Here is a 22769-nt window from a genome sequence, read left to right as displayed (position 1 = left end):
TGAGAATTCTGCGACGAGATGTTTGGTGATGCAACCCCGGAGACGGATGAATTCCCCGAGCTATTCTCGTACCAACAAAAACCTGATTGAAGAGGATGCAGGTTTCCAATAGCGGACATCTCTGACCGCAACCGTGGTCGGACAGATCAAAGGAGGGATCTGGAATGCTCGTACTCTCACGCCGTGTCGGCGAACAGGTGCTGTTTCCGCACCTCGGAATCAAAGTTGAAGTCTGTCAGGCGGGCACGAATCGAGTTCGACTCGGTATCGCCGCCCCGAAAGATGTCACCGTCGCCCGCCCCGAAACGCTCGGGCCGGAGGATTTGGAAGCGTTCGCTGAGCGGACACTCCGCACTAAGACCGAACGCCACGAATTGAAGAACCGGCTTAATACGCTCGGTCTGGCCTTGAAGCTCTTCCAACGCCAACAGGAATTGGGCCAGGAAGAAGCAGCGGCGAAGACACTGGACATGGTCTTCACCGAGATGGGCAAGCTCGACTCCTTTGCCAGCGGTACTGGTCAGCCGCAAGGCGAAGCGCCCTCCAATCGAGAGGTTCGCCTGCTTGTGGTCGAGGATGAAGACAACGAACGAGAATTGCTCGCCTCGTTGCTGCGGTCGCACGGGTTCGCGGTCGATTCCGTGCCCGATGGTGCCAAGGCGATCGAATCACTCGAAGGCGGAATGAAGCCCGACCTCGTGCTGCTAGACATGAACATGCCGAACCGCAACGGGCGAGAAACTCTCGAGGCTATCCGCAGCGACAGCAGATTCGAAGGAATCAAAGTCGTCGCGGTGACCGGCGCAGATCGGACTGCCGATGCGGACGAATTCGATGCCTGGTTCCCGAAACCTCTCGACGCCGAGCAACTGATTCGGACCGTTCGTCGTGGTATCGGCAGTGCGGCGAAAGCCGCTGGGAAAGTATAGGTTTCGCCCGCGATAGCGGAAGGGGCTGACTTCGCCTTAACAGAGACCGGGTGGAGAACCGGTGGAAGCGATCGTCTTGCTGCTGTTCGGCTGGCTGACGGTCGCGGCCACCGCGGCAATGTCGCTGATCGTGGTGTTGGTTGATCTGGCAGTCTTCGTCGTTGCGACGATCACCCAACTCGTGCTGCTACCGTTGCAGCGCGGTAAGGCGGCGGAGCTGCCGACCGAGGAAAACGAATCAGATACGGCCACGGAGCCACTTGAGACTTTAATCGGTCAGCGAACCGGCAATCGAAGCCGACTTGCTGGCCGGGTTTCGGCCGTATCCGCAGTTGTGCTGGCTGTCATGATGGGTGGCGGCTTAATTGCCGGTACCGTCGCCTTTGAGCCAACAACCCGCTGGCTGATCCGGGGCGTCGCCGATCGCTCCGGAATCGAGATTGATTTTACTCAGGCGACCGGAAGTTTGCTCTCCGGGCGCATCGATCTGGGCGATGTCACGCTGCGTCGCGAGTCGCACCCGCGCGACAACTTCGACATCGAGATCGATCGACTGCTCGTCGATCTCGATATCTGGACGGTCCTTTCGTCGACCGTCGAGTTCGAAACGGTGCGGTTCGAAGGCCTATCCGGCACGTATACCCAATCACCGGAAGCTCCCCCGGCACCGGGACGACTGCAGCAACCAATGGGGTCTGCCTTCTCGATCGAGCAGCCCGAATTTCGCGCCCGCAACGTGCATATCGAAGACGCCCGGCTCGACCTGAGAATTTCGCGCCGCGGGTCAACCTACCGCGGTGAGCTGGCGGTTGAAGAATTTAACATCGAAGAACTCTCCGCAAGAACCTGGCTGATCGACATTTTAATTCGCTCCCGTGGCAGCGGTGCGATCGCAGACAGCACATTCGACATCGACACCATCGAGACCGCCCAGGGACGCCGCTCGCGATGGGATTTCCGACGGTTGCCGGTGGCCCTGCTCGCCTCGCAATACGGCGGCCCGTTCGTGGCATTTCGAGACGGACGGGCCGACATCCTCGTTGTCGATGAGTGGGAGCTCGGAGAACGACCGCGGGTCGACTCCCACTGGAAAATTGTTTTCGAAAATATTGAGGTCGAACTGCCCGCGGAGATCCCGGAGCCGCTGAAGCTGGCCCTCTCCCCGGCCATCGACCATCTACGGGAGAAGTCGGACCGACTTCCCATCGAATTTCACATCAAGATCGATCCGGAAACGCTCGGCCTGTTCGCCAACGAACAGACGACCGAACTATCTGAGCTGGTCCGCGACGCCGCCTACGACGCCATTGCCAAAGCCGCGGGCATTAATACTGAAAAGGTGCGACAGACCGCCGACGAAATCTTCGACGCAATCCGCGACGGCCTCGATCGCCTGCGAAATCGTTAAGTACGGCCGATCGTGCGACGGCGATGGTCGATTCGATGAATTGAACGGCTTCATCCGGTTGATTCTGTGGCTTGGTCCCCACCGACTGTGGAATCAACTTCGCGCTCTTTTTCTTATTTCCTAAATCACTGCTTCGCTAAATCATTGTTTATGATTTCAACAGTTGTTGCAGCAACGTCCCAGACAAAATCTGGAAGCGGGACTATAAAATGATTGATCTGTTCCGGGAACGCGTGGTTGCGCATCGTTGCGATGTCGCCGCTCTCTTGAATCCATTTGGACTCCTCTAATGCCAGCACGGTATCCCATCGTTCGGAACGAATCGGATCGGTGGAGCCGGTGAGGTCATGCAAAACTTCGTATACCTCCCATGCAGTGACGCGTAATTGCATAACCTGTTCGAAGCGCAAGGTAACTTCACCACTTGTCGTCTCTGCTTGAATAGTAAGAGCGCCGCGGTTAACCCATTTCGCTTCGCTCTCCCCCACATTGTGGAAGTCGATATCAGGGAACACTGGTGCCGCAAACTGTGTTACAGGAACATGCGCACACAACCTTGATTGTCCCTCTTCAGATTGTCTCATCGTTCATCCTACGGCCGAAACTGAAATGAATGCTTTGCCCACGCGTCCACGTCGTATTAAAAGACGCAGGTCGAAACGGTGTCGTCGATGACAGGCTGACGGCTGAAAATATTGTGCAAATGCAATAGTCAATTCAACAACTTAAACGACACTATCTCCGCTCATTCCAAGGCTGTCGCGTGACGCAGTGCTTCAGGCCGAAGGTCCAATTGTGTCGGTTGCCCGAATACCAAAACCGTCACGGTCCAATGCCCTGTCTCGCGATTGAATCCGACGAGGTCGCCCTCAAAGCTCTCAAATGGTCCGGCGATCACACGGACCTTGTCACCAATGCGAAGTGGTTGACGCTCACGGCCGGCCATCGGGCATTCGAAACAGTTCCGAGAGGGAGAGTTCAAATCCGGCGAGCGGTCCTTCGCCCTTTAACACTCCGGCCTCATCGAGCGTATCGACAATCTGCCCGTCGCGGTAAATGAGGGCCGACTTCGCCTTTGGGTCAATGATCCACACAACGTCGACACCGGAGGCGAAGAACTCGGCAACTTTATTTTCGATTTCCCGCTTCGTATTGCTCGGGCTGAGGATCTCGACACAAAGATTGGGTGCGATCCGCGGAGCAGCCTGTGACCGATCTTTCGGAGCGCGATCCTTTGCCGTAAAGGAAACATCGGGGAGCCGAATGTTGTCGGTCGACATCGTCAACATCCCGTCAGGGCCGACACATTCGCCAAGATCGTGCTCTTCGATGAACGTCATCAATAGAAAGCCGAGACGCATCGCCAACCGCCCCTCTTCGTACCCCTTCGGCTTCTCCACCAAAACGCCATCGACAAGCTCGAGGACTTTGCAACTCGGCAGTTGCTCGAAATAGTCCTCGTCCGTCGCCGTGCCCGGAAGGGGTTCCCAGCGGATACGCGAGAGCCGGATCGGGCCGAACTTGTCAACGAGATCGGCTGCGGTCAGGGCTGCGCTGGTATCGGCGACCGTCGGCGATGGGGCGAATGCGGTACTCATGAAACCATGCTGCGGTGAAGCCGACCGAAGGTCAATCCCCTATTGCGTCGGCAGCGAGATCTCGCAGAACCGGATGGTCCCGGTAGTGCCACAGAAATAGTGGGTCGGGCACGACTTTGTCGCGAAACGTTGTAGGTAAAAAGCATTCGTTTGCCTCCGCCGTTCTTAATCCCGGCAGGTCCATCGGCTGCTCATCGCAGTAGCTTCCAAACGCGAACAGGTCTCGCGTGAGCATCTCAAGTCGCACGGCATTCACGAAATTGCAATTCGTGATGCCGTTTTGCGCCGCCAGAGCGCGACTTAGAACATCAGATATCTGATCGGAAATCGTGTCGCCGAAAGGAGATTTTTCAGCCTCGTCCATCGGGAGCGAGATGAACCCGGTCGCTGTCACAAACGCCACGTAGGGCCGCTCCGAATTCCGAATTAGATCCTCCGCTTCGCGCTTCTTCAGAAAGAACAAATGGCAGGAGCCCTTCCGCCACGGCTGATGAGGAATCGGATTCTCGTCCCACGAATCAAGCGAATCCCAATGCCTATCGATCCCACGCCATTGAACGTCCCACATCATGGCGGCCGTTTCCTCGCCTGCGGCCAGCTCGCCTTTAATCGATTGGATGATGCGAATCCGATGTGGGGACTGACAATTCAATATACACCCCGAGCCGTCGTCAAGGATTTCGCAGATGACGATTTCGTCGCTTGCTTCGACCAATTCGCCGAACGTCCACGTCTGTCCGATAGAAAGCGCGAACGCTGGCGCCAAATTGAAAGTCGCCAGGAGCGAGATCAGGAGAGAGAGCCGAATAGTCACGGAACGAACTCCTGCTAAGACAGTTTCAAAAAAAGAAGCGACGAACGCGTGCATCGCCAGCGTCTCGCACGACAGAAGGCGGACCACTTATGAAATAAAAAAAGGGCCGACATTCGTCGACCCCGTTTCCCGCATGTCAGCGAAATCCCGACCGTCAAGCCGCGCGTTCGAAAGAACCGCGGATCGAGTGCACGGCCGAATCCGCCTTCTCCGCGAGACTCCACACCGCGCTCCATCACCGGGTCTCAGGACCCGGTGCTTGTTAGGGCCGCCCTCACGCCACCTTCGGCGGCGGTTGCGTCTGAAAGGCGCGGTTGCGATACAGGAACTCGACGATGTTCCCCTCGTGCGGCTGCATCCAGTGTAGGGCGACCGTGGGGACGGGGCCGATGTTGAGGCGGTCGATGTGTAGGGCGTCGAGCAGGTCCGCTTTAAACGCCTCGTCATCGGTGATCGCGGTGCCGACGAGGGTGGGGCCGATCTTCTTCAGAATGTCCTTCTGCGGGCAATCGACGACCGAGGCGAACGGGAACATGTACTCCGCTTTCGCCAGCGGATGCTCCGGCGACGTGCAGTGCACGATCGTGGGCCGCAGGAAGTCGTGCGTGTCCTTCTCGACGAGCCGGTCGCCGTCGCGATACTTCGCCGTCACCTCCGTCGCGCCGGACGTCTTCAGCCCGTCTTCGATCATCCCATTGAACGCCGCGGCCACGCCTTCAGTCGTGAAGGCCGACAGGTCGGCGTCAGGATCGTCCATCGCTTTCGGAGTGATCGGCCCGAGCCGCTGCGCCAAGGCGTCGGCAATCTCGGCTCCGTGCTTCGGCGTGAAGATGCTCGACGCGTTGATGCAGCTTCGGCCGCTGTTGGCGAAGACCGAGGCGGCCATCAGGTCGAGGTAATCTTCCCAGCGATCGGCCGCGTCCTCGCCGAAGATGATCTTCGAGAAGCCCGGCCCGTGGACCTGCACCTTCGGATTATTCGAGTACTGCTGGACGGTCTTTTCGCTGCCGAAGATCATGCTCCGCCGACAGACCTCGGTGATCGCCCCGCCGACTTCGTGCGGACCGGGATAGAGCGCGATCGCTTCCTTCGGCACGCCCGCCTTCGTGAAGGCCGCGGCCATGCGGTAGGGCGTCCAAGGTTCGGTCGAGCCGGGTTTGAGGACGAGACCGATCTGCATCGGAATCGCCGGCAGCCACAGCGTATGCACGCCGGGCGAATTCGAAGGCAACACGCAGCCGAGGATTGGCGTCGTGGCCTGATAACTGACTGTCACGCCCCGGCTCTCCTCCCCATAACCCCGGGCCAGAATCTCCAGCGGCAGCCCGCGGGTGAGGGCGTCGAGAATCTCGTCCATGTGCTTGAGCACATAGGCGCACTTCGCCATGTTCGCCTTGCACATATTGACGGGCAGGCCGGTCGAGGCCGATTGCAACTGGCAAAACTCCGCCGGCGTCTGCGTCCCGCTGCCGACTTCGAGCGTGTCGTTCAGATAGAACTCGCCCGCCTGCTTGCACATCGCGATGAGGTCGGCGGGCGGAATTTTCCGCAAAACATCGCGGGCCCGCTGCGCCTTCCGCATATCCATTTTGAGGATGCCGCCGGTCGCCTGATGGACCTGAGCGAGCACCTCACCGGTCTCGAAGTTCTTGACCTCGACCTTGTCGAGCGATTCGTAAGCTTCGCCCCAACGGAGCACGGGAAGTTCGAGCATGGATCAATCGGAAGTCTGAGTGCGGATTTCGGGTTCAACGTCCGATTGTAGGCAAATGACCGCACTTGTCGCAGCCGTGCGGCAAGACAAGTTTGAGACAACGGGTCGCGATTGCTGTTTTGAGTGGCCCGGACGACGTCCGGGCGGCGCAGCCGCAAGAGCATGCAGCTCACTCTTTCGAATTACATGGCGGCCGAAACGTATCTCGGGAACGTGAGCTGGATTCTCTGGTCGCTTTGCGACCCGGACGGTGTCCGGGCCACTCCTAATTTAGCGTGATAGCGCGAGCTATTTCGCAGCCGCGACTGCTTTTCGCCGACGCAGTGAGGCGAGGAATGCCAGCGGCACGATCACGACCGACGCCGTCACCAGCCATGGGAACACGGCGATGAACCCCAGCAGGAGCCGTTCGCCGAAGTCGCTGAGATTGGCGAGTGAGCCGTTCCAGGTTTGCGATATCTCCGCCACCAGCGTCGGCTCCTCCTGATGCACGAACTCTCGCTCTTCACGGACGGAGAGGTTGATCGTGCTATAGCCGACTCGGTTCGTGAGATATCGTAGTTCGCCGGAGATGCGTTCGATTTCTGTGCGGACTCGCGCGAGTTCTTTCTCGACCTTGATGACCTCTTCGATCTTGCCGTCGCGTTTTTCGAGCAAGTCGATCAAGCGTGCTTCAAGCCTCGCGAAGTTATCGCGGCGGGCGGTCAGGTCAATGTACTGCCGCGTCACATCGTCGGCCGATTCTGAACGCGATTCGACGAGTCCAAGGTCATCAAACCTGTCCAGCACACTCGAATACCGCCCCGAGGGTACCCGAAGCGTCCAGGTCGCCCATCGCGAGCTGCCGGTATTGCGTTGCAGTGACGACTTGGCGACGTATCCGTTCGCCTGTTCGACGAGTGCCTTAATGTCTTCCTGAGCCTGATCGAAATCGTCGACACGGAGGGAGACCTCGGCGGTATAGATGATCTTGGGTGACTCGACCGATTGAGTATTTGAAACTCTCCTGGCCTCAACAGCCCCACTGCTTTCGGAGTCGACTGCCGCCTCATCCGGTGCAACCATTCCGACAACAGCTCCCTTCCGATAGGTGTCCCGGTCAGCCAAGTCTCGCCCTTCCGGCTCTGCCAAATAACCATTATTGGCCGAGTAGCCCTCAGCGGAGGAGTCGGCCAAATAGTTGTGGCTCACCACCTCAGGACTTGAGGTCACATGTCTCGCTGACTCTCGGGCCTGTTGCCCACATCCGAGGGCCACAAGGAAGACGAGGAATCCACAGCAGATGAGCGAGCGCATGGCGAACTTTCCCAAAGAGCCGAGGGGGAAACTGAACAATCTCAGTGAACAGTATCTGACGTTCAGATGCCAACGGGCCCGGAAAGGTTCCCGGACATTGCCAGACTCGGTTACTCCATAGGAGTCGATCGCTAACGGCGGGTGGCTGGGGACGGTCTCGTAGAGCCGCCCCCAGCGAGCGAGAGTCTAGGTTGCTGTTGCAATGGCCCCCGGTCAGAGTAGCGCTGAGGGCGGTCGATGCAGTGCGGAGACGTGCAGAGTTCGTTGGCTTAAAATTTCCCTCGAACGCGTGGGCCCAGCCACCCGTCGCCCACACATTCCGGCACTCGTTCGCGACACACCTGATCGAAGCCGGTGACGATATCCGAACCGTGCAGGAGCTGCTTGGGTACAGCTTATCGGATTGCAGCGGGATGTTGGGACGGCAATGATGGACGGGCATGGACTTAACCGCGGCAGTCACGGCGTCCGCAGCCCGGCCGACTTTGACCATTTTCATTCCGAATAACGTGAGCACGTTATTCGGAATGGTTCCTGATAAACACTAGTTATCCCACGTAGAGCCAATGCCAATACATCGCAATGACATCGCCGACCTTAAGAATGCCGCGAGAATTGCGATCCGTGAACTGCACGCGAAAATGGGACGTCCGCCCACACAGAACGAATACAAATCGCATGCTCAAACGAATGATTTGCCGACGTTGCACCAAGTTCTGTACCAGTATGGGAATTGGTCTTCGGCCATAGAAGACGCTGGATTTGAGCCAAATAAAAACACCCCCCCACCTCAGCAACCCTACACGGTCGCCCAACTGACTGAGGAGTTCATCAGGGTCGCAAATCAAATTCAGAAAATTCCCGGACAGACAGAATTCGGCGCAAGCTCAAAGTTCTCAGTACGTCCATATAGATTGCGTTGGGGAACATGGACCCAAGTCAAGTCGTACTTCACCGAAAAACACGCTGACTCGTTTGAGTTTTCGGTTGCGCCACCTCGAAATCCATCGAGCCAAAAGACGATCAGAAAACCTCTTTGTTTCGACTCCGTTCTCAAATTCGAGCCACAAAACGAAATGGAGACGATAATTCTGTTTTCGTTGATGGCCGACCGTCTAGAGTATCGCATCCGATCCGTACGTGCTGATTTTCCCGATGCAGAATTGGAACGAAACGGCGAAATCATTCTTGCGGAGTTCGAATACGAAAGCTCAAACTACATTCAACATGGTCACGATTTGGATGCCGACTGCATTTGTATTTGCTGGCGCAACAACCGCGACCTTCAGTCCATTCCCGTCGTGGCACTGGAAGACGTGTTGCGAGAATGGCGGGATAACCAAGCGATGAACGGGAGCCGCCGATAACACCAGTTTTGAAATCATAACTTTTTGGCAGCGGCCCCGTTACAGCCGTCGTTCTGCATCCAAGGCACGACATTACACATGATTGACGACCAAATCTCAGTGATCGATGCCGCTCACGCGGTCGGCTACGGGAAACAGGCCGTCTTCAAGATCCTTCGCCGACTTGGGATCGAAACCTTCAAGGAACAGAGTGCGAATCACAATGGGCAGGCCATCGCGTACATCTCGATGGATGACTTTCAAACCCTCCAAACCGATGTTGCTTCGAGACAAACCGCTGGCGCTGACGAATCTGACGATGATGGAACTACGCCGGGGATTGACTACGGTGTCTTTTATCTAATCCAACTCGAACCGGAACACGATCCCGGTCGTTTCAAGGTTGGATTCGCTACAAATATCAACGACCGTCTACGTTCGCACAAATGTTCCGCGCCGTTCGCAACCGTCTTGAAAACATGGCCGTGCAAACGGCTTTGGGAACGGACGGCAATCGACTGTGCAACATTTTGCTGCGACCAATTGCACACCGAAGTTTTCCGAACGGACGACATGGCAACGGTAATTGACCGGTGTGATCAATTCTTCGCCCTGATGCCCAATCTCGTCGATGGCGCAGGCTTGTCTGGCACCTCAGAGGATGCAGAACAATGCGTTGCACACGGAGCCGCGGGCCGCGCGGATTCATGAAATTGAAGTCGTTCGCCGTGGCCCGGCCGTGAACACGGCCGGGTCGCAAAGCGACGGGATGTTGTTCGAAACCGTTCCGCTGACTTATCCGCCTCGAATACACCGGGAGGTTCTCGAACGGCGGGTGGCTGGGGACGACCCTTTAGTCGCCCCCAGTTGAGCGCGGGGTGGTGACTGCAATGCAAGACGTCGACCACGATCAAACCACAGACTGGGGGCGGGCGGTTTGAGATTGGCGAAGGCAACCACGCAAAATGAGCATTGTTCTTAATCGCGCCCGTCCCCAGCCACCCGCCGCTGCCCGGCCGGTTTCGGCCAAGTTTGTTCCGAATAACGTGCGCACGTTATTCGGAATCATTCCTGATAAACACTAGTTATGCCGCTAAGCCTACATCACATTTAATACCCAGATTGTTTCGTTCAATATGCAGTCATCTCCGACATGCGAATTCGTCCCATACCTAAGCATCACGGACGCCGCAAAGGCTGTCGCGTTCTACTCGCGCGTGTTCAGAGTTGATCCGCACTTGCTCCTTAATATGCCGGATGGGCGTGTGATGCACTGCGAATTTCGTATCGGCAGCGCACGGTTCTTTGTAAGTGAGGAGCTTCCAGGACACGGCGGCACTCCAAGCCCCGCACGACTTGGTGGCACAACTGTCGCGATCCATCTGTACGTTAATGATTGCGACGCGATGGTCAAAACCATGATAGATAATGACTCAACCGTTTTAATGGCCCCAGTTGACATGTTCTGGGGCGAAAGATTTGCGCGCGTTCGTGATCCATTCGGGCATGAGTGGGGTATCTCAACGAAATTGTGTGAATTGACTCCAGACGAGATTCAGACCGCTGCGACAAAATTGTTTTCGGAGATGTCAGAGTAGTTGCCGCGCCAGGTGCCACTGCGGGCTCGTCCCGCAGTGCTGTGTTCAGCATGCCGGTCCGAGTGAGCGTTGCACAGGTTATGCCACCGCGGGTGGCCCGGCCGTGAACACGGCCGGGTCGCGAAGCGACGGGATGTTGTTCGAAACCGTTCCACTGACTGATCCGTCTCGAATACAACGGGAGGTTCTCGAACGACATCTTGTGCCTTTCGGCACCCGGCCGAGAATCGGCCGGGCCACCCGCGGTCGCGGTGTCCGCAGCCGGGCTGGCTTTGACCATTTTCATTCTGGATAACGAGCGCGGGTGCCGGGGGCAGCTTGCCCGCGCATCTGGTGGCTGACTTGCAGGTTGCAGCGTTTCCATACGGCTCCGGCGTTGGTTTAACCAAACCGATGGCAGTCGATTCCGTGAGGCAATCCGTGACGAGGGGACGGTCGAAGTGGAAACCGTGCAAGCTGCCAGTGAAGCGCACTCTGCGGGGGCGAGCCGCCCCCGGCGGGTGGCATGCCCACCCTGAGGTGGGCATGAGGGCGGAGGTGCCATCATTCCTCGACGGCCTGGACGTGATCGGGCCGGACGCTCATGCCCGCCGGAGGGGCGGGTAGGCCACCCCTGTTCGAACTCCTGGCGACCGGCTCTCAGCGATTCGCTCATCAGGGAAAGCCGACAGTTTCCCCCACGCAACCGGGGCCAGCGCCCAAGCGGCTCATGCTGACTCGTGCGGCTATCAGCTGTCGGCTGTCGGCTCTCAGCAAGCAATGAAGCTGACGGCTGATAGCTGACAGCTTCTCTCGCCGCGCAACCGGTTCGGTATAGGTGACACTTCACCCCAGCCGGACGAGACGATGCGATACACGCGGGCGACGTTGATTCGGAAGATGCAGGAGTATGTGGGGTTGCCGGGGGTGGCGATGACGCATCTCGATTTTCGTCGGCGGATGAGGGTCGGGAAGAACACCGTCGGGCGGCATTTTCCGGATGGGGGCTGGGGCGAGCTCGTCCGCACGGCGTGGCTGCAGCAGCTCGGCAGTTCCGGCAACACCAAACGGGGGGCGAAGAAGTGGAGCCGGGCGATGCTCGCGGGCCGGCTTAAAAAATTCGTCGAGGAGACCGGGAATCGCGAGCCGTCAAAGATAGAGTTTTGCAGCTGGGCGGGGATCAGCCCTGAGACGATTCCGCGCTATTGCCCGCGCGACGGGTGGTCCGGACTGAAGCGGGACGCGGGGCTGAACTCCGAACGGGTGACGCATTTAACGAGTGCATTCACATTGAAGCAGATTCTTGATGCCTACGGCGAGGTGCGGGAGTACCTGGGGGGCGGGCGGCCGACGACGGGGGACCTCGACCGGCACTGCGGCGTCTCGCTGCCGGCGATTTATGGGCGGTTCGAGAAGATCGACGACCTGCACCACAACTGGGAGCATTACCAGAAGACCGGCGAAATCCCCGACCCGCTTCTCGTCGCCCCCGACAAGCCGGTGAAGCCCAAGCCGAGCCTGTTCGACTTCCCCCCGCTGCCGCCACTCGGGCCGGTCCTACCAAGCGAAGTCGAACAATGGTCTCGTCCTCCGAATTAGCCGCCCGGTGCCACTGCGGGCTGGTCCCGCAGTGCGGCTCCCTCTTATAGCGTTATCCGTGATTGCAACGTCGCAAGTCCCCTTGGAACGGGGGCGACTATGCAACGGCGTGGTAAGTCTTCTCTGGTCGCAGCACTGCGGAACGAGTCCGCAGTGGCACACATTGTCGCAACAGAAACGCCGACCGCGGACGAGAGGCGTTTAGCGATTAGCTTTTTTATTCCGAAGCTAACAGCTAAGTGCTAACAGCCCGGCCCGGTGATGAGCGGGGGAGTGCGTTAGTCCTCGCTGGCGGTGCTCGGATTATCTTGCCGGACTGCTTCGGCGAGGCGTCGGCGGATGGCGGGGAGGGTTTGCTTGCGCTCCGCCGGGGTCATCCAGAAGTCGTAGCCTGCGGCGTGGAGGTCGACGTCGAGCAGGTGTTCGAGCGTGTCTTGGGCGAACTGGCGATTGATCAAGAATCCGGTGTCGAGATTGGCGGCGATGTCGGGGGCGAGCCACTTCGCATCGTGACGCTTGGCCGCCCCGATTGCGGCGAGGCGGACCGGGTAGTCGTCGTGCTGCAGCCAGACGCGGCTGAGCGGGGCGGTCCTGCTTTGGTAGTTCTTCGCGATCTGCGGCTCGTCATAGCGCAAGCCGTACCAGTCACCGAGTTTGGCCACGGTCCAGTCGATCGATTGGTCGAGGTGGCACAGGTTGCAGGCGTTAAGGCCGCCGCTTTCGATGACCTGCCGGTCGTTCGGCGACGAGATGCGGTGGGAGCGGACGACGTCTTCGAGGCCTTCGACCACCTTCGGCATGTGGCAGTTCATGCAGTTCGAACCGCTGCTGCCGACCGGGTGTTTGGTGTGGGCCACGAGTGCGTCGTCGCTTGAGTAGTGCTCGTGGCAGGCAAGGCAGCTCTGGTCGTCCTGAGCGGGCGTCTTCGGCCACTCCAGCCCGGTCGCGGTATGCGGGTCGTGGCAGTGGGTGCATTTCATCGCGCTGTAGCAGGGGCCGTGCGTAGCGTCGCGGAACTCGCCGGAGTTCTTGTGCAGCCCGCCGCTCGGCAGCAGATTGCGGTAGGCGGCGTGACAGCGCGAGCACAGTTGGTTGACGTTGCCGACCGACCGCCCGACGTCGTGCTTGTGCGGCTGAACGGGCAACACGTGAGGGGCCGACGCGAGAAAGCGGGGCGGCATCTTGCCTTCCGAATCGACGTGCTCTCGCCCGCCGAAGTGGCACGCCTCGCAGCTGATGCCGAGCGTGACGGCGTGATCGGCCGAATAGCTTTGTTCCAGCGTCTGAATGAAACCGGGCAGCTTGTCCCGTTCGGTCACTCGGGGAGCCTCAGCGGAGATGCCGGGGAACATCGGCTCGATCCCGTCGGCGAGATGCTCCTTCAGCGAGACGTGATACCACTCGCGTCCGATTTCGCCCGCCTGCGTATCGACGAGCATGCGGTACGCCTCGGGCGACGTCGTGTGGCATTCGCCGCAGCGCTCGTAGTAGGCCTTCGGCTGAAAATTGACGTAGGTGTCGAACGGGTTCGGCTTCCCGTTGACCGCTTCTGGGTCGTCGTAGTCCATGAAGTCGAACACGTCATAGACGGGGAGCCAGCGCCTCTTGGAAATTTGCCAGCCGACCGGCAAGACGAGTTCGGTCGTGCTTTCGCCAGGGGTTTCGTCGAGCGTCGGGATCGGCGTGCCGGACGTGAGTACCCCCACGAAGTACTGATAGAACCGGGAGCCGATCGTGCGGGTGACGCGATACTCGCGGCGGACGTCGTCCTTCTCAGTGCGAATGAGGCGATCGGAGCCGTCCTGATAGGCGGTGATCGTGCCGCCCTGGTAGTCGATCGAAGAGCCGTCGAACTCGGCGACGATCGTCTCCGCCGAGGCGGTGCGGTTCATCTTCGCGTGCGGATGCTCCGACCACTTCTGGAACTGCTGCGGGTGACAGTCGACGCACGCCGCCGGCTTCTTGTAGTCGGCGGGACGGATATTGCTGTAGTCGTCGAGCGGCTTCGAGGCCCCGGCGAATTCTGCGAAGACCTCGGGCGTCTCGTTCCAAAGGACCATCCAACCGTGGGAGTCGAAACGTGGATTTGTCCGAACGGCCTGCTGGATGCGGGCTTGCAGGCTCGCCGCGGTGTTCGGCACGGACTGGGGCTTCGGCTTGGTCGCGGGAAACGAAGCGGATGCGATGTCCGAGTTGTCATCCCCACCCGATTTCGCGTCGGTGCTGCCCGGCAGATTCGATCCGACCACCGCGCCGCCGGCCAGCAAGGCGAATAATGCGGGTGCGATCCACATCCACACCTTCGCCCGCGAAGACTCCGGCTGTGCCTCGGCGGACTGCCGGGGCTGCTCACTCTTCGGCTTTCGACGCGACATTGCGGGCGGGGGAATGAAAGTTTGGTGGGCGTTTGCGTCGGCACGCGGAAGTGAGTGCGTCCGTACCGTGCCGACTCGACAAGCCTACCACGGGAAGGTTAAGAACTCGTGAATCCGTCTGCGTCGGATCGGCGAACGACTGACGTTGGAGCGATCAATCGATTCGATCGGCGTGGCCGATGAATTCGGCCACAGAACCCGCATCCGTTCGAACCCTTCCAGACAGATTTCCATCGATCATGAGTGCCGTTCCGACTCCGCTCCCGTCGACCGTGGGAAAAACGTGTGCGGTCTGTCAGCACCGCATCCAAGGCTACGAACCGCGAATGGCGTGCCCGTCGTGCGGGGAGCCGCTGCACCTGCGATGCTGCGAAACGGAAGCGGACGGGGAAAGGCGTTGCCCCGTTTGCGGTGTGCCGATCGCCGAGCACGAGATCGATCGTGAAATTCATTTCGACTGGCGGATCGACGGGAAGGCCGTTGTAGCAAAAAGCGAGGTGGAACTACCGCCGGTTTGCATTGTGACGGGTGAGTCGGTTCCGCCCGAGGGCTTGCGGAAGAAAAAGATCTACTACACCCACCCGGCCGCGTATCTCAGTCTGCTGGCGGGTGGCCCGGCCGTCAGAGCGGCCGGGTCGCGAAGCGACAGGATGTTGTTCGAAACCGTTCCGCTGACTGATCCGTCTCGAATACACCGGGAGGTTCTCGAACGACAGCTCGTGCCTGTCAGCACCCGGCCGAGAATCGGCCGGGCCACCCGTGGTCGCGGTGTCCGCAGCCCGGCTGACTTTAACCATTTTCATTCCGAATAACGTGCGCAGTCATCCGGAATTATTCCTGAAAAACACTAGTTATCCGCACAAAAGTGCTCGCTCAAGATACATCGCATCATGATTGACACCCTTCCCAAGAAATATCAACGCCACATTGAAGTGCTCGTGGAGAGTTATGGCGCAGGGCAGTCTCTTCATGACTATATTTCTGCGAAACAGGAGAAGCACTTTCCGAAACTGCTCGGAGAGAACCGAATACGAGGCGTTGACTGGACCGAAGAGCAATACATTGCGCATGCGACACAGCATCTCATGGGTGGTTACCCGTTGTTGGAACGGGGTTACGCCAAACGTATCTTAGAGGACCGACCGGAAGAACTCGCCCGGTCAGCGAGTACGTTCGGCCGACTCCGTTACTGGTGGGGGACTCGCGACGAGGAAAATGATTTTTTGTGCCACGCAAATGACATGTTAAGAACATTGGCATCTGGAGACATCGCTCTTTTTGAACGGTACACGGCGGTGACACCCGCCAAGGCCAGAACTGGCCCATGGGCGGAAAAGCTCTTGCATGCGGGCATTACTGCAGTCATCAGTCGTGACCGCACCCGTCTAGCGGACGCTATCGCTGAATACGAGGCATGGAAGAAACCGAAGATGTACATCACTTGTATGTATGCAACGCTTCAGGGGCTATTGGATTCAGACCCTGTCCAAGTTGCCCGCGGTCTCGATTCCTTCATCGAAACGAGCCGTAAGATTTCACAGCTCTATGATCTATTCAAGTACATCTGTCTCGAACCACACGGACTCTACGAATTATGCCGATGGTACGATGTTGCATTGATATCTGAGTTCAACCCGGACCGCAGTTTGCCATGGGACAATGGGCTGTATCACTGGGTTCGTAGCAATGAGGGCAAATGCCCGCACTACGACGTGAAATCACTTTCACCAGCGTTGCAAGACTGGCTTGTGCAGCTTCCTTTCCGCGATGAGCATGCGCACCACTGGCCTGATAAAGGCGGATAATAAAAAAATGCACCCGAGTCGCGAAGTCGGGCGTTTTGATATTGGAAAATCTCTCGTCGCGACCGGGTGATTTTAGACGTTAGCCCGCATTGAGAACCCTGTGACACGAGCCGACTGGCAACTAACTCGACGCGGTATGCTAGCCGCGATTGCCCTGATGTGTGGCGGCATGGGATGCAGTTCATCCGGTCGTCAACCGATGCCCACTTCGATGGCAAGACTCGCGAATCGGTTCGACCGCATGATCAAGCGATCATCAAAAACTCTCTCACTTCATCCATCTCACTCAAAGAGCGTCCAGCTACCTTCGGATTATTCCACCTTCCTCGCAACATTTGGAGCCGGAACATTCGATGACGGCCGTTTATCATTTGCCATTGCTGACTTGAGTGTCGCGAGTGACCTCACTGCTGAGGAGTTGTTCGCTGTCCTCTACGACCGCGATTTCCGACTCGGCAGCGAGGCATTTACAGGTTTTCACGGCATCCCCGGAATAATCCCGTGGGGTCACGACCATCAAGAAACGACATTTTATTGGATTGCCGATCAGAACGATCCAGATCGCTGGAAGGTTGCGATCAATGGCGTCGCTGACAACTTGCTCGTCCACTCCAAATCCACGACTGACTTTCTCGCAACTTGCTTACTTGATCGCGTCTCGTTTTATTCAGAACTGCAATTCGACCAACGTACCCTCTCCTTTGTTCCATCGCGAGCGGGCTAACAAAGCCGTGAACCGGAGCATTAATTCACTTGGCAGCTGAAATCAAAGTCTTCCGTTCGTGCCCGGTTACGGCAGCCATTAACATACAACGATCAATTGCTGATTTCGCCAATATTCCCTTAGATTGTGTTCCGCGCTCCCTGGCGGTCGCGGCTAAACGGCGGGTCGAATGCCTCGCGGCTCGCCGTTAATAAACCCCGACCGTTGTTGTTTTCGCGGGTGGTCCGGCCGTGAGAACGGCCAGGGCGCGAAGCGACAGGATGTTGTTCGAAACCGTTCCGCTGACTGATCCGTCTCTAATACACCGGGAGGTCCTCGAACGACATCTCGTGCCTTTCGGCACCCGGCCAAGAATCGGCCGGGCCACCCGTGGTCGCGGTGTCCGCAGCCCGGCTGACTTTGACTTTTCATTCCGAATAACGCGCGCACGTTATTTGGAATCATTCTTAATAAACACTAGTTATGTGACTAAAACAGCCTTTTGCCACTGTTGGTCGCCAGCGAATCTCTATGAAAGTTGTCGATACCCGCGTAGCCACCAAAACAAGAGAGAACAAGAGCATGAAACCAGCCGTTGTAAACTCCCCTTCTGACACACAGGTTGAGGTTGTTAGAGGCTTCGACGCGCCAGTTGACTCGGTTTGGAAACCTTTCACCGACGCTGACCTGGTTCGTCAATGGATGCTTGGACCGCCGGGTTGGTCGATGCCCATCTGTGAGATGGACTTTCGAGTGGGCGGGAAGTACGAGAACGTATTTCGAAATGAAGCAGACGGTTTGGAGATTTCAATTGCCGGCGACTTTCGTCAAATCGAAACGCATAGAAAGATAGTTCAAGACGAAAAGCACCTGATAGGCGATTCGGACGACGACACAAACCAAGAAACGGTCGTCACCATCACATTTCAGGAGATGGACCGGAGAACGACGGTCACCACGGTGATCGAGTATGCGTCAACAAAGGCACGCGACGAGGCCTTGGCGACTGGAATGGGAGCAGCAATGGAAATGGGGTACTGTCGCATTGATGAGCTCTTAGTTGGCTGATCGCGGGTGGCCCGGACGTTACTACGTCCGGGCGGCGGAGCCGCAAGAGGTTCGGCGTGGAGTTTCAACGGCGAAACTGATCGTCGAGTGAGGTCTGCGACGACCGTTACCGGATTACCAGCCGGCGTCGCTTTTTTGGGAGCGTCCCCTGAGACCTCTTGTCGCTGTGCGACCCGGACGTGTGACCTCCGGGCCACCCGCGTTTCACGCCCGCTCCGCCTGTCTTGAGTCGATCGACTGGAGAAGGCTTTCAAGGTCATACTTCAGTGAATTTGCTCTCGGAGGACATCGTTTCAAACTCTCGCGAGCAAATGACTTTGCTCTCCGCAACATTCCTAACTCGAAGGCTATATCGGCAAACAATCGCAGATTGATCGCCCGCGTGCCCCCCAAGATCGGTGTTTCGTCCTGTGCTTTAAACTCTTTCAGCGTAATCCGAGTCACGAGGCCCGGATACTCTGATACTAGATTCAGTTCATCTTCGATCGCATTCGCGAGCGAATCGGCGAGATCAGCGAGCCATTCCGGGTCTTCGGTATACGAAAATCCCGCCCCACCTGGTTCGTCGCGAACGTCAACACGGCTGCGGAAGCAACACTCGTATTCCTTCAGCTTTTTCGGGTCGGGGAACACGCCACCGTGCAGCTTCAAGAACTTTGGCCTCGCACCAATGTTGATGAAGAACTTCTCGCCCCCGTGACTCTTCTGAAAGTTGACTACTTGGATCGACTCAGCGTACTCACGCGTGTACGTGGGACCAAACTTTCGGAAGCCTAACTCCTTCAGCATCGGTCCGGCTGCGGCGAATACCGGTTTCAGATCACTCATGTTTTTGAGAATCAGCAGAGGGACGTTCAAAACCGAGGTTAAGAGAGCACCGAGGGCTAAGTGCAAAGTGAGCACGCTCCCTGGCGGTCGCGGCTAAACGGGGCGGGTGAAATCGCTCGTTCTTAATAAACCCCGACGGTCGTCGTCTTCGCAAAGACGTGAAACGGCCTGACGCCGCTGACGCCGTCCCAGGGGTATTTGTCGCAGGGTTCTTCGCGTTCGCCTTCGTCCCGTTCCATGAAGCCGGGGATGAAGAGTTCTTTCGTCAGAGTGTAGAGCTTCACGCGGCCGGTTTCGCCGTAGCCGACCGGTTTGTTGTAGTCGTCAAAGTCGACGACCTCGACGGCGGCTCGCGGCTGTGGAGCATAGTACGTGATCTTATAATTTTCGGCCGGATCGAACGGCTTGCCGCAGGCGAGGCCCATCAGCGTGTTGCCGTAGGTCGGCGTGATATAGACGTTCGGCCCGAGCAATTCTTCCTTACAAAACTTATACCACTGCGGCGTGAACTCGGTGCCGCCGGCGAAGATGCCCTTAATGCCGATTTCTTCAATGCTCGTGCCTTCGTCGAACAATTTCATCGCGAGTGCTTCGAGCAACTTCGGCGTCGCGAACATGCATTGGATGTCGTGGCCCGCCGTCAGGACGGTGTAGGCCTGATCGATGACGTGCGTCTGATACGCTTTCGCTTCCTCAACTTTTCCCGCCTTAAGCAATTTCACGACCCACCGCGGATCGAGGTCAACGCAGAACGAAATGCCGCCGCGGTATTGGGCAAGGTGCTCGACGGCCAGTCGCAGCCGGCGTGGTCCGGAAGGCCCAAGCATCAGCCAGTCGGCTCCTTCCGGGAAGAACTCATCGGGGAGCGTGTGCGAGAACATCTCGTAGTCGATCCAGTGGTCCTCGGCCACGAGCCGGCTCTTGGGGATGCCGGTGGTGCCGCCCGTCTCGAAGACGTACAGCGGTTTGCCTTCGAGGCCCTTGGGTAACCAACGGCGGACGGGACCCCCGCGGAGCCACTCGTCTTCGAACTCCGGAAACTGCCGGAGGTCTTCGAAGCACGTCACATCGGTCAGCGGGTCGAAATCGTAGGTCGACTTCTTCTCCAGCCAGAAGGGGGAGCCGGTTTCCTCGCTGAAGTGCCACTGCACCATCTCGACGGTGTGTTTGTCGAGCGCGGCTTTGGCTTCTTCAGGCGATGACGGGGCGGGGGGCAGTTCTGCGACGGCGATATCGTGCTTCACGGGGCAAACTCCGGCGGTCGAAAGCGATTCGGGTACGCGTCGACAACAGCCGATGTACCGCGACCCATCATGATAGGGTCCGCCCGCTCCTTTTCCAACGAGCGTCGGAGTCCGAAAGACGGTCCGCTTGACCGAGCCGGAAGCTCAAAGGGTGGCTGAGGACCGTGCCATTGCGACGCCCCGTGTGATCCGGCCTTTGGTCGCACCTTCATCGATCCAACGCGACTTCGCGAGCGCGCGTTCCGGGGGCGGCGAAAGCGCCGTCCCCGGCCACCCCCCCGAACATGATGCCTTGCTTTCTCTATTCTCCGGCCGCGTCGGAGTCCGCTGCCCGAACCGCGGTCGACGTTTCGAAAATTCAACGTGGACGACACCACGTTGCAGAAACGACACAGGTTTCCCGCGAGCAACATCGCCCACCTAAATGGCTTAAGTGCAATGGGTAAAATTGTTTACGAGATAATTTCCATGTCTGATGTTGCTCCGGTGCGCCCTTTGCGTTCTCCCTTTTCTCTCCGGCGGCGCTTCGAATTCCTTACAACGCGAAGCGCCGCCGTCACCCCCATAGATTGACCAGACCCACGGGGCCGACTCGAATGGCGACACGACGCAAGCGACGAAAAATTGTCAGTGAAGCGAACGGCGTCGCGATGCTGAATCTCGGTGACATGGATATTTGGGATGGCGCGGACCTTTCGCTACTGCGTGATACTCTGATCCGGTTGATCACTCGGGAGAAAAAGCGGGCGATCTCGGTCGATATGACCCACGTGAAGTACATTCCGAGCGGCTTCTTCGGAATGCTCTTCGATTGGCGTGAGCGGGGCGTGCAAATCTATCTCTACGACCCACAGCCACGGATTCAGCAGATGCTCTGGTTTCAGCACTTCGTGCAGCATCTCAAAGACCGTACCTATCGGATCGTGCTCGAACATCAGCAGGAACTACCGGAAGAAGCGCAACCCGGTTACCGCGAGCCGGAATGGGAACCGGATGAGGATGATTCCCAAGTCTTCCGCGTTTCACGGTAAGGCATCCGTGCCGGCAGGTCCGATTGATAGGGATTTCCCCGAAGTAAATGGCGTTGCGGTTGAGCGCATCGGCGAGGCTGCTACAGTCGAGCGGTAACCTCTCGTGGAGGTCTTGTCCGTGCCCGCTCAGCCATCGAGACCTTCTATTGGTGTAAGCCGAATTGCAGCGGAGATTTGACGCACTCCGACCCGCTGCCGCAGTGCTTGCGAACGCTCAAACCGAACGGAAGCGAGACTGATGCAGCGAAGCGTTTTGATGACCGGGGCGACCGGGTTGCTGGGTCGGTACGTCCTGCGTGAGTTGCTTCGCGCGAATGTCGACGTAGCCGTGATCTCGCGACCGAGCGAACACGCGTCCGCCCAAGATCGCCTGTTGGAACTCGTCGAATCACTCGAGGAGGAAGTCGGCCGATCATTATCGCCTCCGACCGTCTTCGATGGCGATCTGAACCGACCGGGGCTCGGGCTGAACGAGTCGAGTCGCCAATGGGTCGAGACTCATTGCGATGCGATGTTGCACAACGCCGCGAGCCTGCAATTCATCGCGACTGAGGAGGGCGGGGAGCCGTACCGCAGCAACGTCGAGGGGTTGCGGAACGTGATCGAGCTGTGCCGCTCGACTCAAATTCGCAAATTCCATCACGTGTCGACGGCTTACGTCTGCGGAGAGCGACCGGGGCCGATCATGGAATGCGACCTTGATGCCGGCCAGACGTTCCGGAACGACTACGAGCGTTCCAAATTCGAAGCCGAACGAATCATCCGCGATGCCTCATGCTTCGATTCACTCACCGTTTACCGCCCCGCCATCATCGCGGGCGATGCCCAGACCGGCTACACGAGCAGTTATCACGGCCTGCTGAGCTATTATAAATTTATCTCGGTCATTGCCCGCAGCGTCGAGCCGGGGCCAGACGGGCGGCGATTCATCCCGATCCGCGTCCGCATCACCGGCGAAGAACGGCGAAATGTCGTTCCGGTCGATTGGGTCGCGAACGCGATGGTCCGAATTTTTAATCAGCCTTCGCTTCACGGCGAGACCTATCACCTTGCTCCGTCGGAGCCGACGACAACGAATCACTCCATCGGCACGTGCCTAGAGTATTTCTCGATCGACGGCGTCGAGTTTGTCGGTCACGATGCCGACATCTCTGATTGGAATACTTACGAGCAGGCCGTGGCCGAGAACACGGCAATTTATGACGCGTACGTCACCTCCGACCCGGTCTTCGACGTCTCAAATACAATCGCGGCATTGCCCGATCTGCCTTGCCCGGAATTGGATCGCGACATGCTGCACCGGTTCATCGAATTCGGAGAATCGGATCGCTGGGGTAAGCGTCAATCTCGGAAGAAGCGTTCCCCCAAGGACAACGCGGTCGGCGTCTCCTGACTGACCAGTTGAGCGGCCAGAAGTGCTCGCGCTTCAGAGTC

General features: G+C 58.2%; 22 protein-coding genes. 13 read left to right on the top strand and 9 right to left on the bottom strand.

The window, feature by feature from the left end:
* Positions 1–164 precede the first annotated feature (164 nt).
* Both Pan189_RS21580 and Pan189_RS00480 read left to right on the top strand, forming a co-directional pair.
* Positions 165–929, top strand: a complete 765-nt coding sequence (locus tag Pan189_RS21580) for a response regulator (protein ID WP_145362014.1) — start codon at positions 165–167, stop codon at positions 927–929.
* Positions 930–990: 61 nt separating this feature from the next.
* Positions 991–2337 carry an AsmA family protein gene (locus tag Pan189_RS00480; protein ID WP_145362013.1) on the top strand — a complete coding sequence of 449 codons (1347 nt, stop codon included), beginning with the start codon at positions 991–993 and terminating at the stop codon, positions 2335–2337.
* Positions 2338–2462: 125 nt separating this feature from the next.
* Here Pan189_RS00480 and Pan189_RS00475 read toward each other — a convergent pair whose 3' ends face one another.
* The 6 genes from Pan189_RS00475 to Pan189_RS00450 form a co-directional block, all read right to left on the bottom strand.
* Positions 2463–2921, bottom strand: a complete 459-nt coding sequence (locus Pan189_RS00475) for a hypothetical protein (protein WP_145362012.1) — start codon at positions 2919–2921, stop codon at positions 2463–2465.
* 161 nt (positions 2922–3082) lie between these two features.
* Positions 3083–3283 carry a KOW motif-containing protein gene (locus Pan189_RS00470; RefSeq protein ID WP_145362011.1) on the bottom strand — a complete coding sequence of 67 codons (201 nt, stop codon included), beginning with the start codon at positions 3281–3283 and terminating at the stop codon, positions 3083–3085.
* Positions 3270–3935, bottom strand: a complete 666-nt coding sequence (locus Pan189_RS00465) for a Uma2 family endonuclease (RefSeq protein ID WP_145362010.1) — start codon at positions 3933–3935, stop codon at positions 3270–3272. The genes Pan189_RS00470 and Pan189_RS00465 overlap by 14 nt, the downstream gene beginning before the upstream one ends.
* 31 nt (positions 3936–3966) lie before the next feature.
* Positions 3967–4749 carry a hypothetical protein gene (locus tag Pan189_RS00460; protein ID WP_145362009.1) on the bottom strand — a complete coding sequence of 261 codons (783 nt, stop codon included), beginning with the start codon at positions 4747–4749 and terminating at the stop codon, positions 3967–3969.
* Positions 4750–5023: 274 nt separating this feature from the next.
* A complete protein-coding gene (locus Pan189_RS00455) occupies positions 5024–6463 on the bottom strand; it encodes an aldehyde dehydrogenase family protein (RefSeq protein WP_145362008.1) in 1440 nt (479 codons plus the stop codon).
* 288 nt (positions 6464–6751) lie between these two features.
* Positions 6752–7759, bottom strand: coding sequence for a DUF4349 domain-containing protein (locus Pan189_RS00450; protein ID WP_145362007.1), 1008 nt, complete (start codon positions 7757–7759; stop codon positions 6752–6754).
* 242 nt (positions 7760–8001) lie between these two features.
* Between Pan189_RS00450 and Pan189_RS21090 the strand changes: the two genes are divergently transcribed.
* The 5 genes from Pan189_RS21090 (at position 8002) to Pan189_RS00425 (ending at position 12281) form a co-directional block, all read left to right on the top strand.
* Positions 8002–8190: a tyrosine-type recombinase/integrase gene (locus Pan189_RS21090; protein WP_375154894.1), complete on the top strand. Its 189-nt coding sequence runs from the start codon at positions 8002–8004 to the stop codon at positions 8188–8190.
* Positions 8191–8325: 135 nt separating this feature from the next.
* Complete coding sequence (locus tag Pan189_RS00440; protein WP_145362006.1) at positions 8326–9126, top strand: homing endonuclease associated repeat-containing protein; 801 nt, start codon at positions 8326–8328, stop codon at positions 9124–9126.
* A 99-nt stretch (positions 9127–9225) separates the two neighbouring features.
* The gene (locus Pan189_RS00435; protein WP_145362005.1) at positions 9226–9816 is read left to right on the top strand and encodes a GIY-YIG nuclease family protein; all 591 of its coding nucleotides are present in this window, start codon (positions 9226–9228) and stop codon (positions 9814–9816) included.
* A 425-nt stretch (positions 9817–10241) separates the two neighbouring features.
* Positions 10242–10703 (top strand): VOC family protein, encoded by a 462-nt coding sequence (locus tag Pan189_RS21575; protein WP_145362004.1) that lies wholly within the window; start codon positions 10242–10244, stop codon positions 10701–10703.
* Between the two features lie 846 nt (positions 10704–11549).
* A complete protein-coding gene (locus Pan189_RS00425; RefSeq protein WP_145362003.1) occupies positions 11550–12281 on the top strand; it encodes a hypothetical protein in 732 nt (243 codons plus the stop codon).
* A gap of 278 nt (positions 12282–12559) precedes the next feature.
* Here Pan189_RS00425 and Pan189_RS00420 read toward each other — a convergent pair whose 3' ends face one another.
* On the bottom strand, positions 12560–14575 hold the full coding sequence (locus Pan189_RS00420; RefSeq protein ID WP_310820887.1) for a multiheme c-type cytochrome: 2016 nt from the start codon (positions 14573–14575) through the stop codon (positions 12560–12562).
* A 320-nt stretch (positions 14576–14895) separates the two neighbouring features.
* Here Pan189_RS00420 and Pan189_RS00415 point away from each other — a divergent pair, with 320 nt between their 5' ends.
* The 4 genes from Pan189_RS00415 (at position 14896) to Pan189_RS00400 (ending at position 18232) form a co-directional block, all read left to right on the top strand.
* Positions 14896–15468 (top strand): hypothetical protein, encoded by a 573-nt coding sequence (locus Pan189_RS00415; protein ID WP_145362001.1) that lies wholly within the window; start codon positions 14896–14898, stop codon positions 15466–15468.
* 78 nt (positions 15469–15546) lie between these two features.
* Positions 15547–16461, top strand: coding sequence for a hypothetical protein (locus Pan189_RS00410; protein WP_145362000.1), 915 nt, complete (start codon positions 15547–15549; stop codon positions 16459–16461).
* Positions 16462–16702: 241 nt separating this feature from the next.
* The gene (locus Pan189_RS00405; protein ID WP_145361999.1) at positions 16703–17185 is read left to right on the top strand and encodes a hypothetical protein; all 483 of its coding nucleotides are present in this window, start codon (positions 16703–16705) and stop codon (positions 17183–17185) included.
* 510 nt (positions 17186–17695) lie between these two features.
* A complete protein-coding gene (locus Pan189_RS00400; RefSeq protein ID WP_145361998.1) occupies positions 17696–18232 on the top strand; it encodes an SRPBCC domain-containing protein in 537 nt (178 codons plus the stop codon).
* 204 nt (positions 18233–18436) lie between these two features.
* Here the strand turns inward: Pan189_RS00400 and Pan189_RS00395 are convergent, their stop codons facing one another.
* Both Pan189_RS00395 and Pan189_RS00390 read right to left on the bottom strand, forming a co-directional pair.
* Complete coding sequence (locus Pan189_RS00395; RefSeq protein WP_145361997.1) at positions 18437–19060, bottom strand: DUF4304 domain-containing protein; 624 nt, start codon at positions 19058–19060, stop codon at positions 18437–18439.
* A 122-nt stretch (positions 19061–19182) separates the two neighbouring features.
* Positions 19183–20292, bottom strand: a complete 1110-nt coding sequence (locus tag Pan189_RS00390) for an acyl-CoA synthetase family protein (RefSeq protein ID WP_145366056.1) — start codon at positions 20290–20292, stop codon at positions 19183–19185.
* Between the two features lie 608 nt (positions 20293–20900).
* Between Pan189_RS00390 and Pan189_RS00385 the strand changes: the two genes are divergently transcribed.
* Complete coding sequence (locus Pan189_RS00385) at positions 20901–21335, top strand: STAS domain-containing protein (protein ID WP_145361996.1); 435 nt, start codon at positions 20901–20903, stop codon at positions 21333–21335.
* 238 nt (positions 21336–21573) lie between these two features.
* Entirely contained in the window at positions 21574–22728 is a 1155-nt protein-coding gene (locus Pan189_RS00380; protein ID WP_145361995.1) for an SDR family oxidoreductase, read from the top strand.
* The last annotated feature ends 41 nt before the right edge of the window (positions 22729–22769 follow it).

It is taken from the genome of Stratiformator vulcanicus, from assembly GCF_007744515.1.
Taxonomy (GTDB): domain Bacteria; phylum Planctomycetota; class Planctomycetia; order Planctomycetales; family Planctomycetaceae; genus Stratiformator; species Stratiformator vulcanicus.
This window is presented reverse-complemented; position numbering and strand designations above follow the sequence as displayed.

Excerpts from the sequence above, each read along its gene's own strand:
- Pan189_RS21580 (WP_145362014.1), top strand. The coding sequence starts at position 165 with ATGCTCGTACTCTCACGCCGTGTCGGCGAACAGGTGCTGTTTCCGCAC.
- Pan189_RS00475 (WP_145362012.1), bottom strand. The coding sequence starts at position 2,921 with ATGAGACAATCTGAAGAGGGACAATCAAGGTTGTGTGCGCATGTTCCT.
- Pan189_RS00470 (WP_145362011.1), bottom strand. The coding sequence starts at position 3,283 with ATGGCCGGCCGTGAGCGTCAACCACTTCGCATTGGTGACAAGGTCCGT.
- Pan189_RS00465 (WP_145362010.1), bottom strand. The coding sequence starts at position 3,935 with ATGAGTACCGCATTCGCCCCATCGCCGACGGTCGCCGATACCAGCGCA.
- Pan189_RS00455 (WP_145362008.1), bottom strand. The coding sequence starts at position 6,463 with ATGCTCGAACTTCCCGTGCTCCGTTGGGGCGAAGCTTACGAATCGCTC.
- Pan189_RS00450 (WP_145362007.1), bottom strand. The coding sequence starts at position 7,759 with ATGCGCTCGCTCATCTGCTGTGGATTCCTCGTCTTCCTTGTGGCCCTC.
- Pan189_RS00440 (WP_145362006.1), top strand. The coding sequence starts at position 8,326 with ATGCCAATACATCGCAATGACATCGCCGACCTTAAGAATGCCGCGAGA.
- Pan189_RS21575 (WP_145362004.1), top strand. The coding sequence starts at position 10,242 with ATGCAGTCATCTCCGACATGCGAATTCGTCCCATACCTAAGCATCACG.
- Pan189_RS00425 (WP_145362003.1), top strand. The coding sequence starts at position 11,550 with ATGCGATACACGCGGGCGACGTTGATTCGGAAGATGCAGGAGTATGTG.
- Pan189_RS00420 (WP_310820887.1), bottom strand. The coding sequence starts at position 14,575 with ATGTGGATCGCACCCGCATTATTCGCCTTGCTGGCCGGCGGCGCGGTG.
- Pan189_RS00415 (WP_145362001.1), top strand. The coding sequence starts at position 14,896 with ATGAGTGCCGTTCCGACTCCGCTCCCGTCGACCGTGGGAAAAACGTGT.
- Pan189_RS00410 (WP_145362000.1), top strand. The coding sequence starts at position 15,547 with ATGATTGACACCCTTCCCAAGAAATATCAACGCCACATTGAAGTGCTC.
- Pan189_RS00405 (WP_145361999.1), top strand. The coding sequence starts at position 16,703 with ATGATCAAGCGATCATCAAAAACTCTCTCACTTCATCCATCTCACTCA.
- Pan189_RS00400 (WP_145361998.1), top strand. The coding sequence starts at position 17,696 with ATGAAAGTTGTCGATACCCGCGTAGCCACCAAAACAAGAGAGAACAAG.
- Pan189_RS00395 (WP_145361997.1), bottom strand. The coding sequence starts at position 19,060 with ATGAGTGATCTGAAACCGGTATTCGCCGCAGCCGGACCGATGCTGAAG.
- Pan189_RS00385 (WP_145361996.1), top strand. The coding sequence starts at position 20,901 with ATGGCGACACGACGCAAGCGACGAAAAATTGTCAGTGAAGCGAACGGC.
- Pan189_RS00380 (WP_145361995.1), top strand. The coding sequence starts at position 21,574 with ATGCAGCGAAGCGTTTTGATGACCGGGGCGACCGGGTTGCTGGGTCGG.